Below are 20368 nucleotides of genomic sequence, written 5' to 3'. Positions count from 1 at the left end.
GGCTCAGGCCGGCAGCGGACGGGTTTCTGACCGGGTGCTGACGGGCGGCGAACTCGGCAGGCGAGTCAGGCGCAGGGCATTGAGCACCACGGTCAACGAACTGATCGACATGCCGACGGCGGCCCACACCGGAGTGATCCAGCCGAGGGCGGCGAACGGCAACATGAGGCCATTGTACAGCGCCGCCCACAGCAGGTTCTCGATGATTACCCGGCGGGTGCGCCGCGCGAGCGAGAAGGCTTGGACCAGGGCGTCGAGGCGATTGGACAGCAGCACTGCATCGGCGCTGGTTTTCGCCAGATCGGTGGCTGAACCCATGGCCACGCTGATATCAGCGGCAGCCAGCACCGGCACGTCGTTGACGCCGTCACCGAGCATCAGCACCTTGCGGCCTTCCTTGTGCAGTTGTTGCAACACTTGCAGTTTGTCGTCCGGGCGCAAGCCGCCACGGGCCTCGTCGATGCCCAGTTCGGCGGCGACGCTGGCGACCATCGGCGAACTGTCGCCGGACAGCAGCAACGTACGCCAGCCACGTGCCTTGCACGCGGCGAGCAGCGCGGGGGCGTCATCACGCAAGCGGTCGTCGAGGACGAACCACGCCAGTGGCCCTTGAATGTCGCCGAGCAGCAGCCATTGGCCGGCCTCATCCGGCATCGACAGTGTTGCAGTGCCGCTGAGGGCGCAGACAAATTCCGCCTGGCCGATGCGCAGGCGCTGTCCGCCAACCAGCCCGTCGAGGCCAAGCCCCGGTGTGCTGTGGACTTCTTCGGCAGCCAGCGGCGCACGGCCAAAGGCACGGGCAATCGGGTGTTCCGAACGGTTTTCCAGCGCGGCGGCGAGGCTCAGGCATTGATCGCTGTCCTGTGCGCCGAGAGGGCGAATCGAGCGCAGCACCAGTCGACCTTCGGTAAGGGTGCCGGTCTTGTCGAAGATCACTGTGTCGATCTGATTCAAACCTTCCAGCACATGCCCGCGCGTCAGCAGCAACCCGAGTTTGTGCAGGGTGCCGGTGGCGGCCGTCAGCGCGGTCGGCGTCGCCAGCGATAGCGCGCAAGGGCAGGTCGCAACGAGCATGGCGAGGACAATCCAGAACGCGCGCGACGAATCCAGTTCCCACCACAACAGGCCAATGGCCGCTGCGGCGATCAGCGACAGCAGGAGGAACCATTGCGCAGCGCGGTCGGCGATTTCCGCCAGGCGCGGTTTTTCCGCCTGGGCGCGATCGAGCAGACGGACGATGGCCGACAGGCGTGTGTCTTGTCCCAGCGCCTGAACCTCCACGGTCAATGCGCCTTCGACGTTGAGCGTACCGGCGGTGACCGTATCGCCCCGGGTGCGCGGTTGCGGCAGGTACTCGCCGGTGAGCAGCGATTCATCGATGCTCGACTGGCCGTCGATGATTTTGCCGTCGGCCGGGAGGATCGATCCGGCTTGCACCAGAATCTTGTCGCCCAGGCGCAATTCGCTGAGCAGGATGCGCTCGCTCTGGCCGTTGTTGTCCAGACGCAGACATGAGGCGGGCAACAGATTCACTAACTGGGCCGTGGCGGCGGCGGTGCGTTCGCGGGCGCGGCGTTCCAGATAGCGCCCGGCGAGCAGGAACAGCGCAAACATCCCGACCGCATCGAAATACAACTCGCCGACACCGGTGATCGACGTCCAGATCCCGGCGATGTAGGCGCTGCCGATCGCCAGCGACACCGAGACATCCATGGTCAGGTGACGCGTGCGCAGATCGCGCATCGCGCCTTTGAAGAACGGCGCGCAGCTGTAGAACACGATCGGCGTAGTCAGAAACAGCGCGACCCAGCGCAGGATCGTGTGCAGCTCGGGGCTGAGGTCGATATTGAATTCCGGCCAGGTGGCCATGGTCGCCATCATTGCCTGGAACCACAGCAGGCCGGCGACGCCGAGCTGGCGCAGGGCCAGGCGGTTTTCGCTGGCCAGTTGTTCGCTGGCGCGATCCGCCTGATACGGATGGGCGGCGTAACCGATGTGGCGCAGTTCGGCGAGGATCTGGCTCAGCGGTAATTGCGCGTCGGCCCAGCTCACGTGCAAGCGATGGTTGGACAGGTTCAGTCGCGCTTCGGCCACGGCGGGCAGCGTGCGCAAGTGTTTCTCGATCAGCCAGCCGCAGGCGGCGCAACTGATGCCTTCCATCAACAGGGTGGTTTCGGCCAGATCGCCTTCGTGACGGACGAAGGGTTGCTGCACATCGACGCGGTCGTACAGCGCCAGTTCGTCGGTCAGTTGCACCGGCAGCGCTTGCGGATTGGCTGAAGCTTCGCTGCGGTGTTGGTAATAGCTTTCCAGTCCGCCGGCAACGATGGCTTCGGCCACGGCCTGACAACCCGGGCAGCAGAACTCGCGGGACTCCCCGAGCACGACAGCGGTGAAGCGGCTACCGGTCGGGACGGGCAGGGCGCAGTGGTAACAGGGGAGTGGGGTGGTCATGGCATCGTTGAGGGGGTAAGCCCTTGCATTGGAGTTGTCCGCTTGCCCTCACCCCAGCCCTCTCCCGGAGGGAGAGGGAGCCGATCGGTGTGAGCCTGGATTTTCACTGTCATACACAAAACGTGCAAACGCTCGCGATCAGTTCCCTCTCCTGGGGGAGAGGGCTAGGGTGAGGGGGCTTTTGAAGTTGTTTACTTCTTCAGATCTTCGGCACCTTGCAGCGGCTCATCACCCAGCAGCAAATCCTTGTCATGGCTGACCAGTTCTTCTTCGAACATGCGCCACACATGGTCATCCTGACTGCCGAGCAGTTCAACAAAACGACGGCCTTCAACCTTGTCACCCAACTGACCAATATAACGGCCGGTTTCGCTTTCGCTGCGGGTCAGGACGATCTTGCGATCCTTCTCCGGCTGAGTCGGCGAGATCAGGTTCAATTCCAGCGTCTTCGGTTGGCTGTCACCGCTCAAGCGCAGATCGACCTCGCCAGTGACGCCATCAAGATGCACAGCCGCACGCATCTTCAGATTCTGCGCCAACAATTCACGGTCCAGCGAACGGTTGATGCCTTTGCCCGCCTCGTAGTAGTTGTCGTTGACCAGGTTGTCCGGGTTGTTCACCGCGATGGTCACCATCGACAGGGTCAGGGTCACCGAACAGGCCAGAATCCCGATGATGATCCAAGGCCAAAGGTGCTTGTACCAAGGACTTGCGGCGTTTGCTGCGGGCATGTTCAGTTCTCTCAACGGATTTGTGGGCCGATGAATCGGCTCTTGGCTTCAACGTGGACGCTGTCGTCATCGGCATCCTTGAGGATGAATTTCACCTCGTTGGTGCTCGACGGCAGTTGTTCCGGGGCGCTCGACAACTCGACCGGCATGCTGACGATGTCGCCGGCCGCGACTTTGATCTCGCGTTTGCCTTGCAGGCGCAGGTCGGGCAGGCCGGCGGCTTCCAGCACGTAAGTGTGGTCGCGCTGATCCTTGTTCATGATTTTCAGGCTGTAGACGTTTTCGATCCGGCCTTCGGCGTTTTCGCGGTACAGCACGCGGTCCTTGCTGACGTCGAAACCGACCAGCGAGCGCATGACGAACGCGGTGACCAACAGGCTGATCATCGCCAGCAGCACCACGGCATAACCGATCAGGCGCGGCCGCAGTTTATGGGTTTTCTGCCCGGACAGGTTGTGCTCGGTGGTGTAGCTGATCAGGCCGCGCGGGTAATCCATCTTGTCCATGATGCTGTCGCAGGCGTCGATGCACGCGGCGCAGCCGATGCACTCGATTTGCAGGCCATCGCGGATGTCGATGCCGGTCGGGCAGACCTGCACGCACATCGTGCAATCGATGCAATCACCGAGGCCCTGCGCTTTGTAATCGATACCTTTCTTGCGTGGGCCACGGCTTTCACCGCGACGCGGGTCGTAGGAAACAATCAGCGTGTCCTTGTCGAACATCACGCTCTGGAAGCGTGCGTACGGGCACATGTAAATGCACACCTGCTCGCGCAACCAACCGGCGTTACCGTAAGTGGCGAGGGTGAAGAAGCCGACCCAGAAATACGACCAGCCATCGGCTTGCCCTGTGAAGAACTCAAAGACCAGTTCGCGGATCGGCGAGAAGTAGCCGACGAAGGTCATGCCAGTGACGAAACCGATCAGCAGCCACATAGAGTGCTTGGCGGCTTTGCGCAGAAACTTGTTGGCGCTCATCGGCGCCTTGTCGAGCTTGATGCGCTGGTTGCGGTCGCCTTCGGTGACCTTCTCGCACCACATGAAAATCCACGTCCACACACTTTGCGGACAGGTGTAACCGCACCAGACCCGGCCGGCATACACGGTGATGAAGAACAGGCCGAACGCGGCAATGATCAACAGGCCTGAAAGCAGAATGAAATCCTGCGGCCAGAAGGTCGCGCCGAAGATGAAGAACTTGCGTTCCGGCAGGTTCCACCACACGGCCTGATGGCCGCCCCAGTTCAGCCACACCGTACCGAAATACAGCAGGAACAATACGGCACCGCCCATCATCCGCAGATTGCGGAACAAGCCAGTGAAAGCGCGGGTGTAGATTTTTTCTCGAGAGGCGTAAAGATCAACGCTGTTGTTCGCGTTTTTGCTCGGTGGTGTGACGTCGTGTACCGGAATCTGGTTGCTCATCATTGCATCCCACGGCAGTGGAAAAATGCCTCGGTCGATACGTGCCAACCAAGGTCAAAAAGGGGCGTTGCAGTGGCGCAATGATACGCCTGTCACGCCGACGAACGGGTGCGACCTTTGGTCGCGTTGGGGGAAGGGTGTAAATGGTGTAGCAGATGGAACAAGTCATGATCCAGATCAATTGACTATAGACGATGCATGAGACTCGCTCTGACGAGCGAGTCCCTGCCTTGTTCAGATCAGCCGTCCGCCGCCGAGACTGTCGAGCCCGCTTTCGGGGTTTTTTTTGGCCACGTCGACGGTTGTGGCGTCATCACTGCCCTGGTGCTGCGTATTGAAGGGGTCGGTGTCAGAGTTGACATAGGTGAAATCCTCATGGGATTGCACACAATCATGATCAGCTTCTCGCATGGTTATCTTCCTTGGAATCTATTGATGTATGAGGCGCTCTGACAATGTGCGTCAGGCGCCAATAAAAGTTACTGCTCGCTGAAAGTCGAGTCTAGCGGGCATTCGTCTCATTTTATGAGCGTCTTGTGTAAGGAGGAAGTTAACCGTAGTTGCGCTTTGCAAGTGGGATGATGTTGGTCTGGAAATAAAATAAATTAATTAATCTGCGCTGTATGTTTGAGGATTATAAGGTTTTCGAATAGCGTGAAAGTTGACGGCGCGAGGTCGTCAGTTTATTCGACTAAATGGAAGTGTTATATGATGGCTAATAATAAAGTGGCAAGTTTGTTTGTGGGTGCGTTTTTATTGTTTTCGGTTTTCATGGCCCATGCAGTGCCTGATGCACCGAAGCACATGGTGTTCGCATCGGACACACAATATCCCTGGACAGACAAGACGGACAGCAGAACACCTGAATCCGATGAGGAGTTCACCACGCGTTCGAAGTGGCTGGTAGAAAGTCAACTGGCAAGTATTGCAGACTTTCGAACTCGTAATGGATCGCAGTCGACTATCCCTTTGATGATCAATGGCGATATCACTGCTTTCGGCCATGGCTGGCAGCGTGACTATATGGCGGCGGCATTGAAGCGGCACTTCGGCACGAATTATCTATATGGCCTGGGCAATCATGATTATGAAAATAATGTAGATGACTGCTTCAGTAATAGTTGTGCGGCGGGGAGTATTGTCCAATTCAAAGAGTATCATGAAGGCAAGGTGGATAATTTTGATCTGACGATTAGTGGTAGTGTGGTCAATAGACTTTATTCGGGGAGTCTTGCTTATTCAAAGACTATCGGTGACGTCCATTTGGTTCAACTCAATAATGAGCCGACTTACACAGCCCGGATAGCTCATTTTTTGAATCCGACGACGTTCGAAATAAACAGTGCACTGGACTGGCTCGAGAAGGATCTTCGCTTGGCGAGAGTTCAGGGTCACGCCATCATCATCAATATGCACAAACCGTTTGAGATGAAGGGCAGTCCCAGCCAGCAGAAGCGCTTTATCGAAATGCTCAAGACCTATAAGGTCACCGCAGTATTTGCCGGTCATCTGCACAAGGATGGCGGTAGTTCGTATTGGTTGGGGAATGTGCCGATGTACCTGAGTGGCGCCACTTCTCAACAAACTTACCTGATCACCAGTTTTACTGAAGATCGCAAGCAGTTGCAGATTTATCTGGTGAAGAACAATCAATGGCGAAACCGCGAGTTGATCGACACCGTTCCGGTGCAATCCATTTGGGCCAATCGTCCCTGAAAGCGGGCTCGTGGAGTTCGGCGAGGTTTTTTTGTCTTGTGTCGAACGTGCCGTCGGTGGTGCCTTTTCGCGACCGGGTGCGTGAGACGACAGGCGAGTGCGGCGAGTGGCGACAGTTGCACTCCGGCAACCTTTGCAGTGCAGCAAGCGTTCCCATTGTCGATGCGAATGCGTTAAAACAAAACGGCCCCGCCAAAGAGAATTGGCGGGGCCGTTTTTTGTCGGGAGCGTCGGCCTTACTCGGCGTTCGCTTCCGGTGCTTTTTCACCGTGGGACAGGCTGTAAACATACGCCGCTAGCAGGTGAACCTTGTCGTTGCCTTGCAGTTGTTCCTGCGCAGGCATCTGGCCCTGACGGCCGTAACGGATGGTCTGCTGCAGTTGCGCGAAGCTCGAACCGTAGATGAACGCACCCGGGTGGGTCAGATCAGGCGCGCCCATGGCGGGGGTGCCTTTGCCGGCCGGCCCGTGGCAAGCCACGCAGTTGGCGGCGAACAGTTTGCCACCGTTGGCCGGATCAGCCTTGGTGCCTTCCGGCAGTTTGCGGCCATCGAGGTTGGTCACGACGAATGCCGCGACGTCGGCAACGCCTTGCTCACCAATCACTTCAGCCCAGGCCGGCATCACCGCGTGACGACCGCCCATGATGGTGGTCTTGATGGTTTCCGGCTCGCCGCCCCAGCGCCAGTCGGCGTCGGTCAGGTTAGGGAAGCCGTAAGCACCCTTGGCGTCGGAACCGTGGCACACCGAGCAGTTGGAGGCGAACAGACGGCCACCCATTTTCAGCGCTTGTGGATCCTTGGCGACTTCTTCGATGGGCATGGCGGCGAACTTGGCGAAGATCGGACCGAACTTGGCGTCCGAACGGGCCATTTCCTTTTCCCACTCGTGCACGCCGGTCCAGCCGGTCTGGCCGTTGGCGAACGCGGTCTGCTTGTCGTTATCGAGGTAGTTGTAGCCCGGCAGCAGGCCTTTCCAGTTGCCCAGGCCCGGGTACAGCACCAGGTAACCCAAGGCAAAAATGATCGTGCCGACAAACAGCATGAACCACCATTTCGGCAGTGGGTTGTCGTACTCCTCGATCCCGTCGAAGGAGTGCCCGACCGTCTCGTCCGTCTGCTCGCTGCGCTGGCCCTTGCGGGTCGACAGCAGCAGCCAGGTCAGGGCGAAGATCGTACCGAGACTGAGGACTGTGACGTACAGACTCCAGAATGTAGTCATTCTTTGTTACTCCTAGAAGCTTGCTCGACGTGCTTGATGGCTTCGGGATCATCCGCAAAAGGCAACAAGGTCGCGTCTTCAAACTCCGACTTGCGCTTGGGGCTGAACACCCACAACGCCAGACCGATGAAGGCCACCATCACGACAACGGTGCCCAGGCCACGAATCATCCCGATATCCATCTAGATCACCGTTTGCTTTTGATGATGGTGCCCAGGCCTTGCAGATAGGCCACCAGCGCGTCCATTTCGGTTTTGCCCTTCACGGCATCCTGTGCACCGGCGATGTCTTCGTCGGTGTAAGGGACGCCGAGGGTGCGCAAAACCTCCATTTTCTTGGCGGTTTCCTTGCCGTCGAGCTTGTTTTCCACGAGGAACGGGTAAGCCGGCATTTTCGACTCAGGCACTACGTTGCGCGGGTTGTACAAGTGCGCACGTTGCCAGTCATCGGAGTAACGACCACCGACACGGGCCAGATCCGGCCCGGTACGCTTGGAACCCCACAGGAACGGGTGATCCCAGACGCTTTCACCGGCCACCGAGTAGTGGCCATAGCGTTCGGTTTCAGCGCGGAACGGACGGATCATCTGCGAGTGGCAGCCGACACAGCCGTTGGCGATGTAGACGTCGCGGCCTTCCAGTTCCAGCGCCGAACGCGGCTTCATGCCTTCGACCGGCTTGTTGGTGACGTCCTGGAAAAACAGCGGAACGATTTGGGTCAGGCCGCCAACGCTGACGGCGATGACCATGAAGAAGGCCAGCAGGCCAATATTCTTCTCGACAGCTTCATGCTTCATCAGTGAGCTCCAACGACAGCGATCTGGGCAGCGGCTTCAGCTTCAACCGGGTTCGAGGCGCGCACGGTGCGCCAGACGTTGTAAGCCATCAGGAACATGCCGCTGGCGAAGAATGCACCGCCCAGCGCACGGACGATGTAGCCCGGGTGGCTGGCTTGCAGCGCTTCAACGAACGAGTAGGTGAGGGTGCCGTCGTCGTTGATCGCACGCCACATCAGGCCCTGAGTGATGCCGTTGACCCACATCGACGCGATGTACAGCACGGTGCCGATGGTCGCGAGCCAGAAGTGCGCGTTGATCAGGCCGACACTGTGCATCTGCGCACGGCCGAACAGACGCGGGATCATGTGGTAGATCGCGCCGATCGAGATCATCGCTACCCAGCCGAGAGCGCCGGCGTGTACGTGGCCGATGGTCCAGTCGGTGTAGTGCGAGAGCGAGTTGACGGTCTTGATCGCCATCATCGGGCCTTCGAAGGTCGACATGCCGTAGAACGCCAGCGAGACCACGAGGAAGCGCAGGATCGGGTCGGTGCGCAGCTTATGCCAGGCGCCCGACAGGGTCATCATGCCGTTGATCATACCGCCCCAGCTTGGTGCCAGGAGGATGATCGACATCGCCATGCCCAGCGATTGTGCCCAATCCGGCAGTGCGGTGTAGTGCAGGTGGTGCGGGCCGGCCCAGATGTACAGGGTGATCAGTGCCCAGAAGTGCACGATCGACAGGCGATAGGAGTAGATCGGACGTTCGGCCTGTTTCGGCACGAAGTAGTACATCATTCCGAGGAAGCCGGTGGTGAGGAAGAAGCCTACGGCGTTGTGGCCGTACCACCACTGGATCATTGCGTCGGTCGCGCCGGAGTAGGCGGAGTAGGACTTGAACAGGTTCACCGGCAGCGACATGTGGTTGACGATGTGCAGCATCGCCGTGACGACGATGAACGCACCATAGAACCAGTTACCGACATAGATGTGCTTGGTTTTGCGCTTGGTGATGGTGCCGAAGAACACCAGACCGTAGGTGACCCAGACAATGGCCAGCAAAATGGCGATCGGCCATTCCAGTTCCGCGTATTCCTTGGTGGTGGTGTAACCCAGCGGCAAGGTAATGATTGCGCCGACGATCACCGCTTGCCAGCCCCAGAAGGTGAAGGCCGCGAGGCTGTCGGAAATCAGTCGCGTCTGGCAGGTTCGCTGCACGACATAGTAGGAAGTGGCAAACAGTGCACAACCACCGAAGGCGAAAATCACCAGGTTTGTGTGCAACGGGCGCAAGCGTCCAAAGCTCGTCCACGGCAGACCGAAGTTCAACTCCGGCCAGACCAGTTGCGAGGCGATGAAGACACCGAGCCCCATGCCAAGGATCCCCCAGACCACCGTCATGATGGCGAACTGGCGGACTACCTTATAGTTATAAGCAGTCGGACTGATTGCTGTGCTCATTCTAAGGTTCCACGGTTTGGGTGTTTTATTAGGATTAAAATCGGCCGCAAGTATGCAGAGAGCAGGGGGTCATTGCAACGCGCCATGACCTGGGTCAATGCTTTCCAACGCTGATTCTGCGGCCTTTCCATGCGGCGCGTAAGGACAAAATCGGCCTCGGACAAAATGTCGCAGCGGACGAAAAAAGCGAGGGGTTCAGGTCGCTTGTAACGGGGTGTGTTCAAACGCTCGGTTCGGGTGACGGACGGTAAATGGCACGACAGCCGGTATCTACCGGCGTTTGCGGCCACATCAGTCAGCCGGTTCGCGGAACACAGCAGTTAGCGTTGACCTGGAACCGGCGCAAGCCAGTCCGCATCGAGCAAGCGTAGACCCGAATCCGGGGAACCGAAAGGAGAGGGTGTGAAGGGGTGCGACAATGCGTCGCAAAGGGGCTGGATGCTGCCGCACCGAGAATGGTGCGGCATGGGTGTATGCAATGATTACTTCTTGTTGTCTTCGGTAATCAGTTTTTCTGTATTCAATACGTGCGACAGGCTGTACACATAAGCTGCCAGCAATTGCACTTTATCGTTACCTAACAACTCGTTCTGCGCCGGCATATGACCCTGACGACCGTGGCGAATGGTTTGCTCAAGCTGAGTCAGGCTGGTGCCATAGATAAACCCGGCCGGGTGCGTCAGATTCGGCGCACCCATGGCTTCAGTGCCGTGGCCGGTTGCCCCATGACAGGCAACGCACGTAGTGCTGAACGCCTGCTGTCCGGCTTGCAGGTCAGCCTTGCTGTCGGGGGGCAATGGCAGACCGGCCAGTTCGTGACGCACATAAGCGGCCACGTTTTTCACCCCGGCCTCGCCCAACACTTCGCCCCAGGCTGGCATCGCCGCCATCCGGCCACCCATGATGGTGGTTTTGATGGTGTCGGCGTCGCCGCCCCAGCGCCAGTCGCTGTCGGCAAGGTTAGGGAAACCGAACGCGCCTTTGGCATCGGAACCGTGGCACACCGAGCAGTTGGAAGCGAACAAGCGGCCACCCATTTTCAGCGCCTGTGGATCCTTCGCCACTTCTTCCACCGGCATGGCGGCAAACTTGGCGAAGATCGGCCCGAACTTGGCATCAGCCTTGTTCATTTCCTTTTCCCACTCGTGCACGCCAGTCCAGCCATCCTCGTAACCGGGCAGGATGCCTTTCCAGTTGCCCAGACCCGGATACAGAATCAGATAGCCCACGGAAAACACCAACGTGCCGGCGAACAGCATGAACCACCACTGCGGCAGCGGGTTGTCGTATTCCTCGATGCCGTCGAAGCTGTGGCCCATGGTCTGGTCGACGCTGCCCTTGGTTTCGCCCCGGCGGGTGCCGATCAGCAGCCACGTCAGGCCGATCAGGCTGCCGATGGTCAGTACGCAGATCCACGTACTCCAGAAGGTGGTCATGGCCGGGTACTCCTTGTTTCAGGTGCTTGGGTAGTGTCGGGTTGTGGTTCGTCGGCGAACGGCAGCAAGCGCGCTTCGGCGAATTCCGGCGTGCGCTTGCGGTTGAACACCCACAAGGTCAAACCCACGAAGGCGACGAACACCACGACCGTGCCGAGGCCGCGAATCAGGCCTGCACTCATTTCAATGATCATCGTGCTCACCTCTTGCTCTTGATCGCAGTGCCGAGCACTTGCAGGTAGGAGACGAGGGCGTCCATTTCGGTCTTGCCCTTGAGGCTGGCCACTGCGCCGCTGATGTCTTCGTCGGTGTACGGCACGCCGAGGGTGCGCATGGTCTTGAGCTTGGTTTCGGTGTGGCTGCTGTCGACCGCTTGAGTGACCAGCCACGGATAGGCCGGCATTTTCGATTCCGGTACGACGTTGCGCGGGTTGTACAAGTGCGCGCGGTGCCAGTCATCCGAGTAACGCGCGCCGACCCGGGCCAGATCCGGACCGGTACGTTTCGAGCCCCAGAGGAACGGGTGATCCCAGACGCTCTCACCGGCGACCGAGTAGTGCCCGTAACGCTCGGTTTCGGCGCGGAACGGCCGGATCATCTGCGAGTGGCAACCGACGCAGCCTTCGCGGATATAGATGTCGCGGCCTTCCAGTTGCAGCGCGGTGTAGGGCTTCATGCCTTCCACCGGTTTGTTGGTGACGTCCTGGAAGAACAGCGGGACGATCTGGGTCAGGCCGCCGATGCTCACGGCAAACACCATGAGCAACATCAACAGGCCGACGTTCTTTTCAATCGTTTCGTGTTTCATGGCGGACTCCTCAGGCCATCTGCGCGGCAGCGACGACGTCAGCAGGCTGCGAGGCCCGCACGGTGCGCCAGGTGTTGTAAGCCATCAGGAACATGCCGCTGAGGAAGATCGCCCCACCAATCAGCCGCACGACGAAGCCTGGGTGGCTGGCCACCAGGGTTTCGACGAAGGAGTAGGTCAGCGTGCCGTCCTCGTTCACCGCGCGCCACATCAGGCCCTGGGCGATGCCGTTGACCCACATCGAAGCGATGTAGAGCACGGTGCCGATGGTCGCGAGCCAGAAGTGCGCGTTGATCAAGCCGACGCTGTGCATCTGCGCCTTGCCGAAGATTTTCGGGATCATGTGGTACAGCGCGCCGATGGAAATCATCGCCACCCAACCGAGGGCGCCAGCGTGTACGTGACCAATGGTCCAGTCGGTGTAGTGGGAGAGGGCGTTGACGGTCTTGATCGCCATCATCGGACCTTCAAAGGTCGACATGCCGTAGAACGCCAGCGAGACCACGAGGAAGCGCAGGATCGGGTCGCTGCGCAACTTATGCCAGGCGCCCGAGAGGGTCATCATGCCGTTGATCATGCCGCCCCAGCTCGGTGCCAGCAGGATCAGCGACATCACCATGCCCAGCGACTGTGCCCAGTCCGGCAGCGCGGTGTAGTGCAAGTGGTGCGGGCCGGCCCAGATGTACAGGGTGATCAGCGCCCAGAAGTGCACGATCGACAGACGATACGAATACACCGGACGCTCGGCCTGTTTCGGCACGAAGTAGTACATCATCCCGAGGAAACCGGCGGTGAGGAAAAAGCCTACGGCGTTGTGGCCGTACCACCATTGCACCATCGCGTCGGTTGCACCGGCGTACACCGAGTAGGACTTGGTGAAACTCACTGGCAACTCAAGGTTGTTGACGATGTGCAGAATCGCCACGGTGATGATGAACGCGCCGAAGAACCAGTTGCCCACATAAATGTGTTTGGTCTTGCGCTGCATGATCGTGCCGAAGAACACGATGGCGTAGGCGACCCAGACGATGGTGATCAGGATGTCGATCGGCCATTCCAGCTCAGCGTACTCCTTGGAACTGGTGTAACCCAGTGGCAGGCTGATCGCCGCCAGCAGGATTACCAACTGCCAGCCCCAGAAGCAGAACGCGGCGATTTTCGGTGCAAACAATTGCGTCTGGCAGGTACGTTGCACCGAGTAGAACGAACTGGCGAACAGCGCACAGCCACCGAACGCGAAGATCACCGCGTTGGTGTGCAGCGGGCGCAGGCGGCCGAAACTGGTCCAGGGCAAATTGAAGTTGAGTTCGGGCCAGACCAATTGGGCCGCGAGAAAAACCCCGAGCCCCATGCCGACGATGCCCCACACCACCGTCATAATGGCGAATTGGCGGACCACCTTGTAGTTGTAGGCGGTACTGATAGAAGTGTTCATGGTTCCCCATCCACGGTTCAGCCGAAGTGAGCGCGCGCAAGACACGCGGCGAATCCTTCGTCTGGAGTTATAGGCAGACTAAAAGCGAGGCAAGCATGGACAAACAGCACAAGGCCAGTATTGACGGGGATCAATGGGCGCAGTGCGTGCTCGATCATGGATGGCTTTGGGATGCCGCCAGTGGTGAGACTTTCGCGACGTTGATCCTTGCCCACGGTGCTGGTGCGCCGATGGACAGTGACTGGATGAACGATATGGCTCGGCGCCTTGCTGCACTGGGTGTGAACGTGTTGCGGTTTGAGTTTCCGTATATGGCGCAGCGGCGGGTGGATGGGGTGAAGCGGCCGCCGAATCCTGCTGCGAAACTGCAGGAATGTTGGCGTGAGGTTTATGCCGAGGTGCGGCGTCATGTCACTGGGGTTTTGGCCGTTGGCGGCAAGTCCATGGGCGGGCGGATGGCTAGTCTTTTGGCTGACGAATTGGGTGCCGATGCGTTGGTGTGTTTGGGCTATCCGTTTTATGCAGTGGGTAAACCAGAGAAACCTCGGGTTGAGCATTTGGCTGGTTTGAAGACGCGGACGTTGATTGTGCAAGGCGAGCGGGATGCGCTGGGCAATCGGGAGGCGGTTGAGGCGTATACGTTATCGCCGAGTATCAAGGTTTTTTGGCTGGTGGCCGGGGATCATGATTTGAAACCGCTCAAGGCTTCAGGTTTTACCCATGAACAGCATTTGGCCAGCGCCGCGCAGAAAGTAGCCGAGTTTCTCAGCAACTGACCGAGCTGGGCTGAAATTTTGAACTGCATGAAGATCTGCTCCCTTTCCCCTCGCCCCCTTGGGGGAGAGGGCTGGGGTGAGGGGGATCGATTTCAGCTACGACATATTTTTTGGGTACATATCCATTGCTGCGGTAACGGCCACTTAGGGTTCCGCCCTTACGGCGGGTCACTTTTTCCAAACGCCGAAAAAGTAACCAAAAAGGCTTGCTCCTACGTGCGGCCCGCTCGCTGGGGCTCGGGGTTCCTTCGCTGCGGGATCGATCCGGGCGCAGCGCCAAACGGTCGCTACGCTCCCACGCCCGGATCAATCCCTCCACTCAGCCTTCCGACGTCGCCGGTGGATCAGGATCAAAAGCAGGCGAGCTGACACTCGGCCTATTGAGTGGTGAAGAGCGGATGTTCGGCTTTAGTGTTGTGGTGGATTTTCCCCTCACCCCAGCCCTCTCCCGGAGGGAGAGGGAGCCGATTTTTGAGCTTTTCAGAATCTGAGTTCAACTCGGTATCGCACGTCGGCGTACCTTGCCCAAACACCTCGATCAGTCCCCTCTCCCTCTGGGAGAGGGTTAGGGTGAGGGGCTTTTGATCTGTTTCAGAATCTGAGTTCGCCCCGGTATTTCACGTCGGCGTACCTCGCCCAAACACCTCGGTCAGTCCCCTCTCCCTCCGGGAGAGGGCTAGGGTGAGGGGCTATTTCGCTGACACGATAAAAACTGGAACCGCTCTCTGTCCGGCATTTCCTGTGCGTAAACATGATTTTATGAGCACGTTTAAATTACACAACCCGTTACCCCGCGAGCCCTACAACACCTTGCGCCGTTACCTACGCGTACGCCAGAATCCGCCTGCTTACACGACCATAGCGCGGGCTATATCGTTTGCCTGCCACTGCCCATCAGTGGTCGGGTTTAGTAGCCCGTATGGTTTTAGTAAGTGCATATGTCCCATTAAGTCAGGCGCATCTGCCTGTACTCAATGGTGGCTGTGCTCAGGGCGCTTTCGAGCGCGCCGGTCTTGCTAATTCCTCCGGTCTACTAACCTGCGCACAGCCGCCACCCTTCTTTTAGTAGAGAACGGTCGCGGCCCTTGTTCAGGAATTAGATATTTATGTTCAAAGCCACGCCAAACCCTCCGGGCACAGACCCAACCCCTCACGACCCAGCGCTTGAGTCTCAAAAGACAAAAGAAGCGACTGATCGCGCCCTCGACTACTACCTCCGACCCGAAGCTCTGGGTGCTCCGCCAAACCCGCCCAGGTTTCGCCCCGTCTATCTCGTAGACCCCACGCTGGATGACGAAACCCTGCTGGTCGAGGCGAGCGAATCGCTTTCATACGCCCATGCCATGGCCGGCAATATCGCCAACTCAATCGGCGGCCCGGAGCGTAAACCGCTGCTGGCGCTGCAACAGGTGATCATGCTCAACGAACTGTTGGTCAATCGACTGCTGGATAAGCTGAAGTTGCCGCAGTAGTTGTGAAGCCGATGAGTGGGGCGTTTGCCCCGTTCATCGCAAAGAGGCCGTACCGCCTAATGCTGATTCACTGATCAGTTCTTGTCAGTTTGAACGTTCCGTTCGGCCACAAACGATAACCTTCGGATTTGAACGTTGCGGTGAAGTCACCGGTGACGGTGCTTGTTGTCCGGTCCAGTCTGATTGTAAGTTCCGCGTCGTCGGCATCGACAGTTGCGAATCCCGTGAAACCCGGTGGGGCAGGTATCGAATGGATATGGGCAACATGCAACCCCTTACCGTCATTCAGTTTGTAGGTGTATTCCATCAAATCTTCATCGAGATAAGGCACGCTCAGAAGAAAGCTAAAGTAGTTTTCTTCGTCCAACGATCCGGTCGAACCGGCAAAGACCCAACTTTCTTCTCCGGTAGGCGGAAAGACGCTGTAGTCGAACGAGCTGTGTTGAGCGTTGATGGGCTCAGCCCCGAAACTCCAGTGAAAATCATTGGTGGCGGGCTGGAAACTGTTTTGCTTCGTGATGAAAATGCACTTCGCGCTCATGATGAAATCCTTCTCCGTGTGTAAACAAAGACAGGTGAGAACACCTGGGTGCCATTGAAGGTTCTTTAATGAACACGCGTCTACTGTAAAACCTGACAGCTAGACAGCGTCGTGTAAATGTGGATGCGTAGGCAAACCAAGGTCGTTAGCGAATTCCGGCTTTGGCGCCATCCATTTCCGACCTGCAATAAAAAACCCGGAAGCTTTCGCAGTCCGGGTTTTTTAATCAAGAACAAGATCAAAAGATCGCATCCTGCGGCAGCTCTTACAGGGATCGGTGCCGGAGCTGGCACAGGCTGCGAGTTTTTATTTTTAGCGGTTAAACCGCTTTACCGACAAACACTGCGTATTCGCCGTCTTCGTCAGCTCTTCACTCAACAACGCCAAGTTATGCGCCTGTTCCGACGTCTAATCTGCCAGTTTCGAAATACTGCTGACGTATCTGCTGATCTCGTCAGCCACTGGACTTTGCTCTTCCGGTAGAGGTTTGTCGCCGAACATCGAACTGATGTGGCTGGCGGTTGGGGATCATGTGTATCGGCTACTTACGATGCGCTCCTTGTCAGCTTGAATTCGCCGTTGGGGGTCTTGGGATCGACATTGAATGTGGCTTTAAATTTACCCGTGCTGGTTCCGCTGACCGGATCAAGTGTGATGGTTACGGAAGCTGAGTGCGCTTTAATGCACGTGAAGCCACCATCACTGGTCAAAAAACAGTGTGAAAATGTTAGCCCTTGGTCTCCCAGGCCGAATGTGCCATCGATAATGGATTCATTAACGTAATCAAGCGTGAATGAGTAAAGGAAAAGGTCCCCTGTATCATGCGAACCGTTCCAGGCATCCCATGCCCAATACTTCCGTCCCGGTGAAGCGTGGATAAGTTGCAGTGACGCCGTGGTCGCTTCTATCCACGCTGAACTTGAGTCAAAGCGCCATTTGAAAATGTCCTCCGGGCCCGATAGACGGTTTGTTCTTGTTGCTGCTAACAGACGATTGTGAAGAGTGCGCATTGTTAGTCCCTAACCGTGGTTCATCAGCTTCTGCCGATATAAAGGGACAGAGTGGGGCAACAGCAGAAAAAAGATAACTGTCAGAGTTGACAGTTGCTTTTTGATCTCTTGTGTTAAGTCGAATTTTTAAGAAGAGGCTAGGTCCCGCGCAAAAGGTGAAGTAGCAACTGATCGCGCTCTGGTACTACCTCAAACCCGAATACCTGGCGGCCCCGCCAAGCTCATCCAAATTTGTCCCGTCTACCTCGTCGACCCAACGCTGGAGGACGAAACCCTGCTGGTCGGGCGAGTCGCTTTCATACGCCCATGCTGAACGAACTGTTGCTCAATCGACTGCTGGATAAGCTGAAGTTGCCGCAGTAGTTTCGCTGGCTGTTATGGCCTCTTCGCGAGCAGGCTCGCACACAGGGGATTGTCGTCGGACACAAAACTGTGGTCCCGAGCAGTTCCAATGTGGGAGCGAGCCTGCTCGCGAAAGCGGCCTGCCAAACAACATCTGTTTCAGACAGGCAACAAAAACCCGGAAGCTCTCGCTCTCCGGGTTTTTTGTTATCGCCAGTTCAATCAGCGGTTAAACCGCTCCACTAACGAGTACTGCGTATTAGCCGTTTTCGTCAGCTCTTCACTCAACAATGCCGAGTTATGCGCCTGTTCCGACGTCTGATCCGCCAACTCCGAAATATTGCTGATGTTGCGGCTGATCTCTTCAGCCACCGCACTTTGCTCTTCGGTCGCGGCAGCAATCTGCGTGGTCATGTCGGTGATGTTGGCCACCGCTTCACTGATCCCGACCAACGCCTGATCCGCTTCCAGCACCCGCGCCACACCTTCTTCCGCCTGACGATGCCCGGCTTCCATGGTTTGCACGGCACTCGAAGCCGTCTGCTGCAACTTGGCGATCAGGGCGTGAATCTGCCCGGTCGATTCGCTGGTGCGTTGCGCCAGTTGACGGACTTCGTCAGCCACCACGGCAAAACCACGGCCCATTTCACCGGCACGTGCCGCTTCGATCGCAGCGTTCAGTGCCAGCAGGTTGGTCTGGTCGGCGATGCCTTTGATCACATCAACCACGCCGCCGATTTCGTCGCTGTCCTTGGCCAGTTGGGTCACGGTCAGACCGGTTTCACCGACCACTACGGACAAACGCTGAATGGCTTCGCGGGTTTCCCCGGCGATGTCACGGCCGCGACCGGTCAGGCGATTGGCTTCCTGAGTGGCGTCAGCGGTGCGCTGCACGTGGCTCGCCACTTCCTGAGTAGTGGCGGCCATTTGGTTGACGGCGGTGGCGACCTGTTCGGTTTCCACGCGCTGACGTTCCAGACCGGTGGAGCTGTTGTGCGCCAGGGCGTCGGACTGCTTGGCCTGATCGGTCAGGTGTTCGGCGGTGTCCTGCAGACGGGTCAGGCAGGTTTTCAGGCGTGCTTCCTGGCTGAGAATCGACATTTCCAGACGCGCCTGGGCGCCACGGCTGTCGGTGTACATCTGCGCGATCAACGGGTCGGAAGTGGTCTGTTCGGCCAGACGCAGCAGGCGTTTTAGCCCGCGTTGCTGCCATTGCAGGCCCATCAGGCCCAATGGCACCGACAGACCGGCGGCGAGGGCAAAACCCCACTGCGAGTTCAGGGTCGCGCCGATCATGAAACTCAACTGGCTGACCAGAATGAACGGCAGCCAGTCCTGCAACACCGGCAGCCATTTATCAGTGGAAGGGATCGCCGACTTGCCCTGGTTGATGCGTTGATAGAGCGCTTCGGCACGGCGGATCTGTTCGGCAGTGGGTTTGACCCGCACTGACTCGTAACCGACCACCTGATTGCCGTCGAACACCGGTGTGACATAGGCGTTAACCCAGTAGTGGTCACCGGTCTTGCAGCGATTCTTGACAATGCCCATCCATGGCAAGCCTTGTTTCAATGTGCCCCACATGTGCGAAAACACCGCAGCCGGGACGTCGGGGTGACGGACCAGGTTGTGCGGCGCACGGATCAGTTCTTCACGCGAAAACCCGCTGATCTCGACGAAAGCGTCGTTGCAGTAGGTGATCACGCCCTTGGCATCAGTTGTGGAGATCAACCGCTGCTGAGCCGGGAAAGTCCGTTCGCGTTGTGTAATGGGCTGGTTGTTACGCATGGTTTTTCAATCCGCAAGGCTTTGAAAGGTTGTCGGCGGTGACAGCTTTTTATTGAAATTTTTTTTCAATAATCAGCACGGCGTCGCAAAACGGCGCTTGCTTCAGCCGGCGAGCATCGGATAGGTGAACAAACCGAAATGCAGCAGGTTCAGGCCGAAATGCGTGGCGATCGCCGCGCCGAGCCCGCCAAAACGATAGGCCAGACCATAGCCGACCCCCGCCAGCCCTGCCAGCAACACCCAGGTCCAGCCGGCACCGACATGCACCAGACCAAACAGCAACGAGGCCAGCAGCAGGGCGAGGTTTTCACCGTAAGGCAGATGTTTGAAACGCTGGCTGAGGCCGCCCTGTATATAGCCGCGAAACAGCGCTTCTTCGACCAAGGTCACCAGCAGCAGGTTGTTCAGCACCCAGAGCCACGCTTGATCCGGCCACTTCGGCGCCCAGGCAATCACACCCAGCAACAGCGCGCCACCGAGGGCCAGAACCGCGCTCAGCGTCAGGGCGAGGGCGGTGGCGTAGACGCTCAGGCGCAACGACCGCCGCGCGACAATCCACGGGCATGCCAGCAGCAGCCAGAAGCCAATCAGCGGTTTGTCGAGATTGAGGTACATCGAGAACGGCACGGCGTCGTCGGTGAAACGTTGCGGGTCAAGGGCGCGACCGTTGGCGAAACCCGGTAGCCAGTGCAGTGCCAGTGCCAAAGCCAGCACGATGAACAGCCCATGACCAAGAAAACGCGCGACCGGCACCTGTTGTTGGCGCACGGCAAAGCCTGCGAATACCAGCAGCCCAATGGAAATCAGCGCCAGCCAGCCGAGGTGGCCGTAGCTCAGCGCCCATCCATAACCGAGGCTGAGAAGCGCCAGATAGAGCCATGGCAAAGCCTTCATCGAAAGTCCCTGTGCAAGTTTTGTGGAAGGGCTTTCTACACGGGTGGGGGCGTGGGGACAAGTGAAGGTGTGGCGGTAAA

The 20368-nt window shown here is 58.2% G+C and carries 19 protein-coding genes and 1 pseudogene; 3 read left to right on the top strand and 17 right to left on the bottom strand.

The window, feature by feature from the left end; genetic code table 11:
• Positions 1–3: 3 nt before the first annotated feature.
• The 4 genes from HUW52_RS21760 to HUW52_RS21745 form a co-directional block, all read right to left on the bottom strand.
• Complete coding sequence (locus tag HUW52_RS21760; RefSeq protein ID WP_175554881.1) at positions 4–2454, bottom strand: heavy metal translocating P-type ATPase; 2451 nt, start codon at positions 2452–2454, stop codon at positions 4–6.
• Positions 2455–2645: 191 nt separating this feature from the next.
• Entirely contained in the window at positions 2646–3185 is a 540-nt protein-coding gene (locus HUW52_RS21755) for a FixH family protein (RefSeq protein WP_110719742.1), read from the bottom strand.
• An 11-nt stretch (positions 3186–3196) separates the two neighbouring features.
• Positions 3197–4612, bottom strand: coding sequence for a cytochrome c oxidase accessory protein CcoG (ccoG, locus tag HUW52_RS21750; protein WP_175554880.1), 1416 nt, complete (start codon positions 4610–4612; stop codon positions 3197–3199).
• Positions 4613–4846: 234 nt separating this feature from the next.
• A complete protein-coding gene (locus HUW52_RS21745; protein WP_175554879.1) occupies positions 4847–5023 on the bottom strand; it encodes a hypothetical protein in 177 nt (58 codons plus the stop codon).
• 300 nt (positions 5024–5323) lie between these two features.
• Here HUW52_RS21745 and HUW52_RS21740 point away from each other — a divergent pair, with 300 nt between their 5' ends.
• Complete coding sequence (locus HUW52_RS21740; RefSeq protein ID WP_175555721.1) at positions 5324–6328, top strand: metallophosphoesterase; 1005 nt, start codon at positions 5324–5326, stop codon at positions 6326–6328.
• A 236-nt stretch (positions 6329–6564) separates the two neighbouring features.
• Here HUW52_RS21740 and ccoP (HUW52_RS21735) read toward each other — a convergent pair whose 3' ends face one another.
• The 8 genes from ccoP (HUW52_RS21735) to ccoN (HUW52_RS21700) form a co-directional block, all read right to left on the bottom strand.
• The gene (ccoP, locus tag HUW52_RS21735; RefSeq protein WP_007917163.1) at positions 6565–7548 is read right to left on the bottom strand and encodes a cytochrome-c oxidase, cbb3-type subunit III; all 984 of its coding nucleotides are present in this window, start codon (positions 7546–7548) and stop codon (positions 6565–6567) included.
• Positions 7545–7730, bottom strand: a complete 186-nt coding sequence (locus HUW52_RS21730) for a CcoQ/FixQ family Cbb3-type cytochrome c oxidase assembly chaperone (RefSeq protein WP_003175465.1) — start codon at positions 7728–7730, stop codon at positions 7545–7547. Before HUW52_RS21730 ends, ccoP (HUW52_RS21735) begins: the two co-directional genes overlap by 4 nt.
• Before the next feature lie 5 nt (positions 7731–7735).
• Positions 7736–8344, bottom strand: a complete 609-nt coding sequence (gene ccoO, locus HUW52_RS21725) for a cytochrome-c oxidase, cbb3-type subunit II (protein WP_007917161.1) — start codon at positions 8342–8344, stop codon at positions 7736–7738.
• Positions 8344–9786 carry a cytochrome-c oxidase, cbb3-type subunit I gene (ccoN, locus tag HUW52_RS21720; protein WP_034152833.1) on the bottom strand — a complete coding sequence of 481 codons (1443 nt, stop codon included), beginning with the start codon at positions 9784–9786 and terminating at the stop codon, positions 8344–8346. The genes ccoO (HUW52_RS21725) and ccoN (HUW52_RS21720) overlap by 1 nt, the downstream gene beginning before the upstream one ends.
• A 482-nt stretch (positions 9787–10268) precedes the next feature.
• Complete coding sequence (gene ccoP / locus HUW52_RS21715) at positions 10269–11222, bottom strand: cytochrome-c oxidase, cbb3-type subunit III (protein ID WP_175554878.1); 954 nt, start codon at positions 11220–11222, stop codon at positions 10269–10271.
• Positions 11219–11416 carry a cbb3-type cytochrome c oxidase subunit 3 gene (locus tag HUW52_RS21710; RefSeq protein WP_038365514.1) on the bottom strand — a complete coding sequence of 66 codons (198 nt, stop codon included), beginning with the start codon at positions 11414–11416 and terminating at the stop codon, positions 11219–11221. The genes ccoP (HUW52_RS21715) and HUW52_RS21710 overlap by 4 nt, the downstream gene beginning before the upstream one ends.
• A 5-nt stretch (positions 11417–11421) precedes the next feature.
• Positions 11422–12030: a cytochrome-c oxidase, cbb3-type subunit II gene (ccoO, locus tag HUW52_RS21705; RefSeq protein ID WP_016987593.1), complete on the bottom strand. Its 609-nt coding sequence runs from the start codon at positions 12028–12030 to the stop codon at positions 11422–11424.
• 10 nt (positions 12031–12040) lie between these two features.
• Positions 12041–13465, bottom strand: coding sequence for a cytochrome-c oxidase, cbb3-type subunit I (gene ccoN, locus HUW52_RS21700; RefSeq protein WP_008082029.1), 1425 nt, complete (start codon positions 13463–13465; stop codon positions 12041–12043).
• Positions 13466–13560: 95 nt separating this feature from the next.
• Between ccoN (HUW52_RS21700) and HUW52_RS21695 the strand changes: the two genes are divergently transcribed.
• Complete coding sequence (locus HUW52_RS21695; protein WP_016987594.1) at positions 13561–14241, top strand: alpha/beta family hydrolase; 681 nt, start codon at positions 13561–13563, stop codon at positions 14239–14241.
• Between the two features lie 1106 nt (positions 14242–15347).
• Entirely contained in the window at positions 15348–15713 is a 366-nt protein-coding gene (locus HUW52_RS21690) for a DUF6124 family protein (RefSeq protein ID WP_175554877.1), read from the top strand.
• 67 nt (positions 15714–15780) lie between these two features.
• On the opposite strand, the gene HUW52_RS21685 is transcribed toward HUW52_RS21690, so the two are convergent.
• The 5 genes and pseudogenes from HUW52_RS21685 to HUW52_RS21670 all read right to left on the bottom strand — a co-directional run bounded on the left by HUW52_RS21685 (position 15781) and on the right by HUW52_RS21670 (position 20288).
• On the bottom strand, positions 15781–16254 hold the full coding sequence (locus HUW52_RS21685) for a hypothetical protein (protein WP_110719734.1): 474 nt from the start codon (positions 16252–16254) through the stop codon (positions 15781–15783).
• Positions 16255–16566: 312 nt separating this feature from the next.
• A pseudogene (locus tag HUW52_RS30445) lies at positions 16567–16782 on the bottom strand (chemotaxis protein); the annotation flags it as partial.
• Positions 16783–16799: 17 nt separating this feature from the next.
• Positions 16800–17264 carry a hypothetical protein gene (locus tag HUW52_RS21680; protein WP_175554876.1) on the bottom strand — a complete coding sequence of 155 codons (465 nt, stop codon included), beginning with the start codon at positions 17262–17264 and terminating at the stop codon, positions 16800–16802.
• A gap of 564 nt (positions 17265–17828) precedes the next feature.
• Positions 17829–19394 carry a PAS domain-containing methyl-accepting chemotaxis protein gene (locus HUW52_RS21675; RefSeq protein WP_016983500.1) on the bottom strand — a complete coding sequence of 522 codons (1566 nt, stop codon included), beginning with the start codon at positions 19392–19394 and terminating at the stop codon, positions 17829–17831.
• A 102-nt stretch (positions 19395–19496) separates the two neighbouring features.
• The gene (locus HUW52_RS21670) at positions 19497–20288 is read right to left on the bottom strand and encodes a CPBP family intramembrane glutamic endopeptidase (RefSeq protein ID WP_016983501.1); all 792 of its coding nucleotides are present in this window, start codon (positions 20286–20288) and stop codon (positions 19497–19499) included.
• Positions 20289–20368: the final 80 nt, after the last annotated feature.

This window comes from Pseudomonas sp. 43A (assembly GCF_013363935.1).
GTDB classification, from domain to species: domain Bacteria; phylum Pseudomonadota; class Gammaproteobacteria; order Pseudomonadales; family Pseudomonadaceae; genus Aquipseudomonas; species Aquipseudomonas crudilactis.
The sequence above is the reverse complement of the archived record's forward strand: the minus strand, read 5'-3'. Positions and strand labels throughout refer to the sequence as shown.

Bases quoted from the DNA above. Each gene is read 5' to 3' on its own strand.
- ccoN (WP_034152833.1), bottom strand. From the start codon at position 9,786: ATGAGCACAGCAATCAGTCCGACTGCTTATAACTATAAGGTAGTCCGC.
- HUW52_RS21760 (WP_175554881.1), bottom strand. From the start codon at position 2,454: ATGACCACCCCACTCCCCTGTTACCACTGCGCCCTGCCCGTCCCGACC.
- HUW52_RS21690 (WP_175554877.1), top strand. From the start codon at position 15,348: ATGTTCAAAGCCACGCCAAACCCTCCGGGCACAGACCCAACCCCTCAC.
- ccoO (WP_007917161.1), bottom strand. From the start codon at position 8,344: ATGAAGCATGAAGCTGTCGAGAAGAATATTGGCCTGCTGGCCTTCTTC.
- HUW52_RS21755 (WP_110719742.1), bottom strand. From the start codon at position 3,185: ATGCCCGCAGCAAACGCCGCAAGTCCTTGGTACAAGCACCTTTGGCCT.
- ccoN (WP_008082029.1), bottom strand. From the start codon at position 13,465: ATGAACACTTCTATCAGTACCGCCTACAACTACAAGGTGGTCCGCCAA.
- HUW52_RS21730 (WP_003175465.1), bottom strand. From the start codon at position 7,730: ATGGATATCGGGATGATTCGTGGCCTGGGCACCGTTGTCGTGATGGTG.
- ccoG (WP_175554880.1), bottom strand. From the start codon at position 4,612: ATGAGCAACCAGATTCCGGTACACGACGTCACACCACCGAGCAAAAAC.
- ccoP (WP_175554878.1), bottom strand. From the start codon at position 11,222: ATGACCACCTTCTGGAGTACGTGGATCTGCGTACTGACCATCGGCAGC.
- HUW52_RS21695 (WP_016987594.1), top strand. From the start codon at position 13,561: ATGGACAAACAGCACAAGGCCAGTATTGACGGGGATCAATGGGCGCAG.
- HUW52_RS21745 (WP_175554879.1), bottom strand. From the start codon at position 5,023: ATGCGAGAAGCTGATCATGATTGTGTGCAATCCCATGAGGATTTCACC.
- ccoP (WP_007917163.1), bottom strand. From the start codon at position 7,548: ATGACTACATTCTGGAGTCTGTACGTCACAGTCCTCAGTCTCGGTACG.
- HUW52_RS21675 (WP_016983500.1), bottom strand. From the start codon at position 19,394: ATGCGTAACAACCAGCCCATTACACAACGCGAACGGACTTTCCCGGCT.
- HUW52_RS21685 (WP_110719734.1), bottom strand. From the start codon at position 16,254: ATGAGCGCGAAGTGCATTTTCATCACGAAGCAAAACAGTTTCCAGCCC.
- HUW52_RS21740 (WP_175555721.1), top strand. From the start codon at position 5,324: ATGGCTAATAATAAAGTGGCAAGTTTGTTTGTGGGTGCGTTTTTATTG.
- ccoO (WP_016987593.1), bottom strand. From the start codon at position 12,030: ATGAAACACGAAACGATTGAAAAGAACGTCGGCCTGTTGATGTTGCTC.
- HUW52_RS21670 (WP_016983501.1), bottom strand. From the start codon at position 20,288: ATGAAGGCTTTGCCATGGCTCTATCTGGCGCTTCTCAGCCTCGGTTAT.
- HUW52_RS21710 (WP_038365514.1), bottom strand. From the start codon at position 11,416: ATGATCATTGAAATGAGTGCAGGCCTGATTCGCGGCCTCGGCACGGTC.
- HUW52_RS21680 (WP_175554876.1), bottom strand. From the start codon at position 17,264: ATGCGCACTCTTCACAATCGTCTGTTAGCAGCAACAAGAACAAACCGT.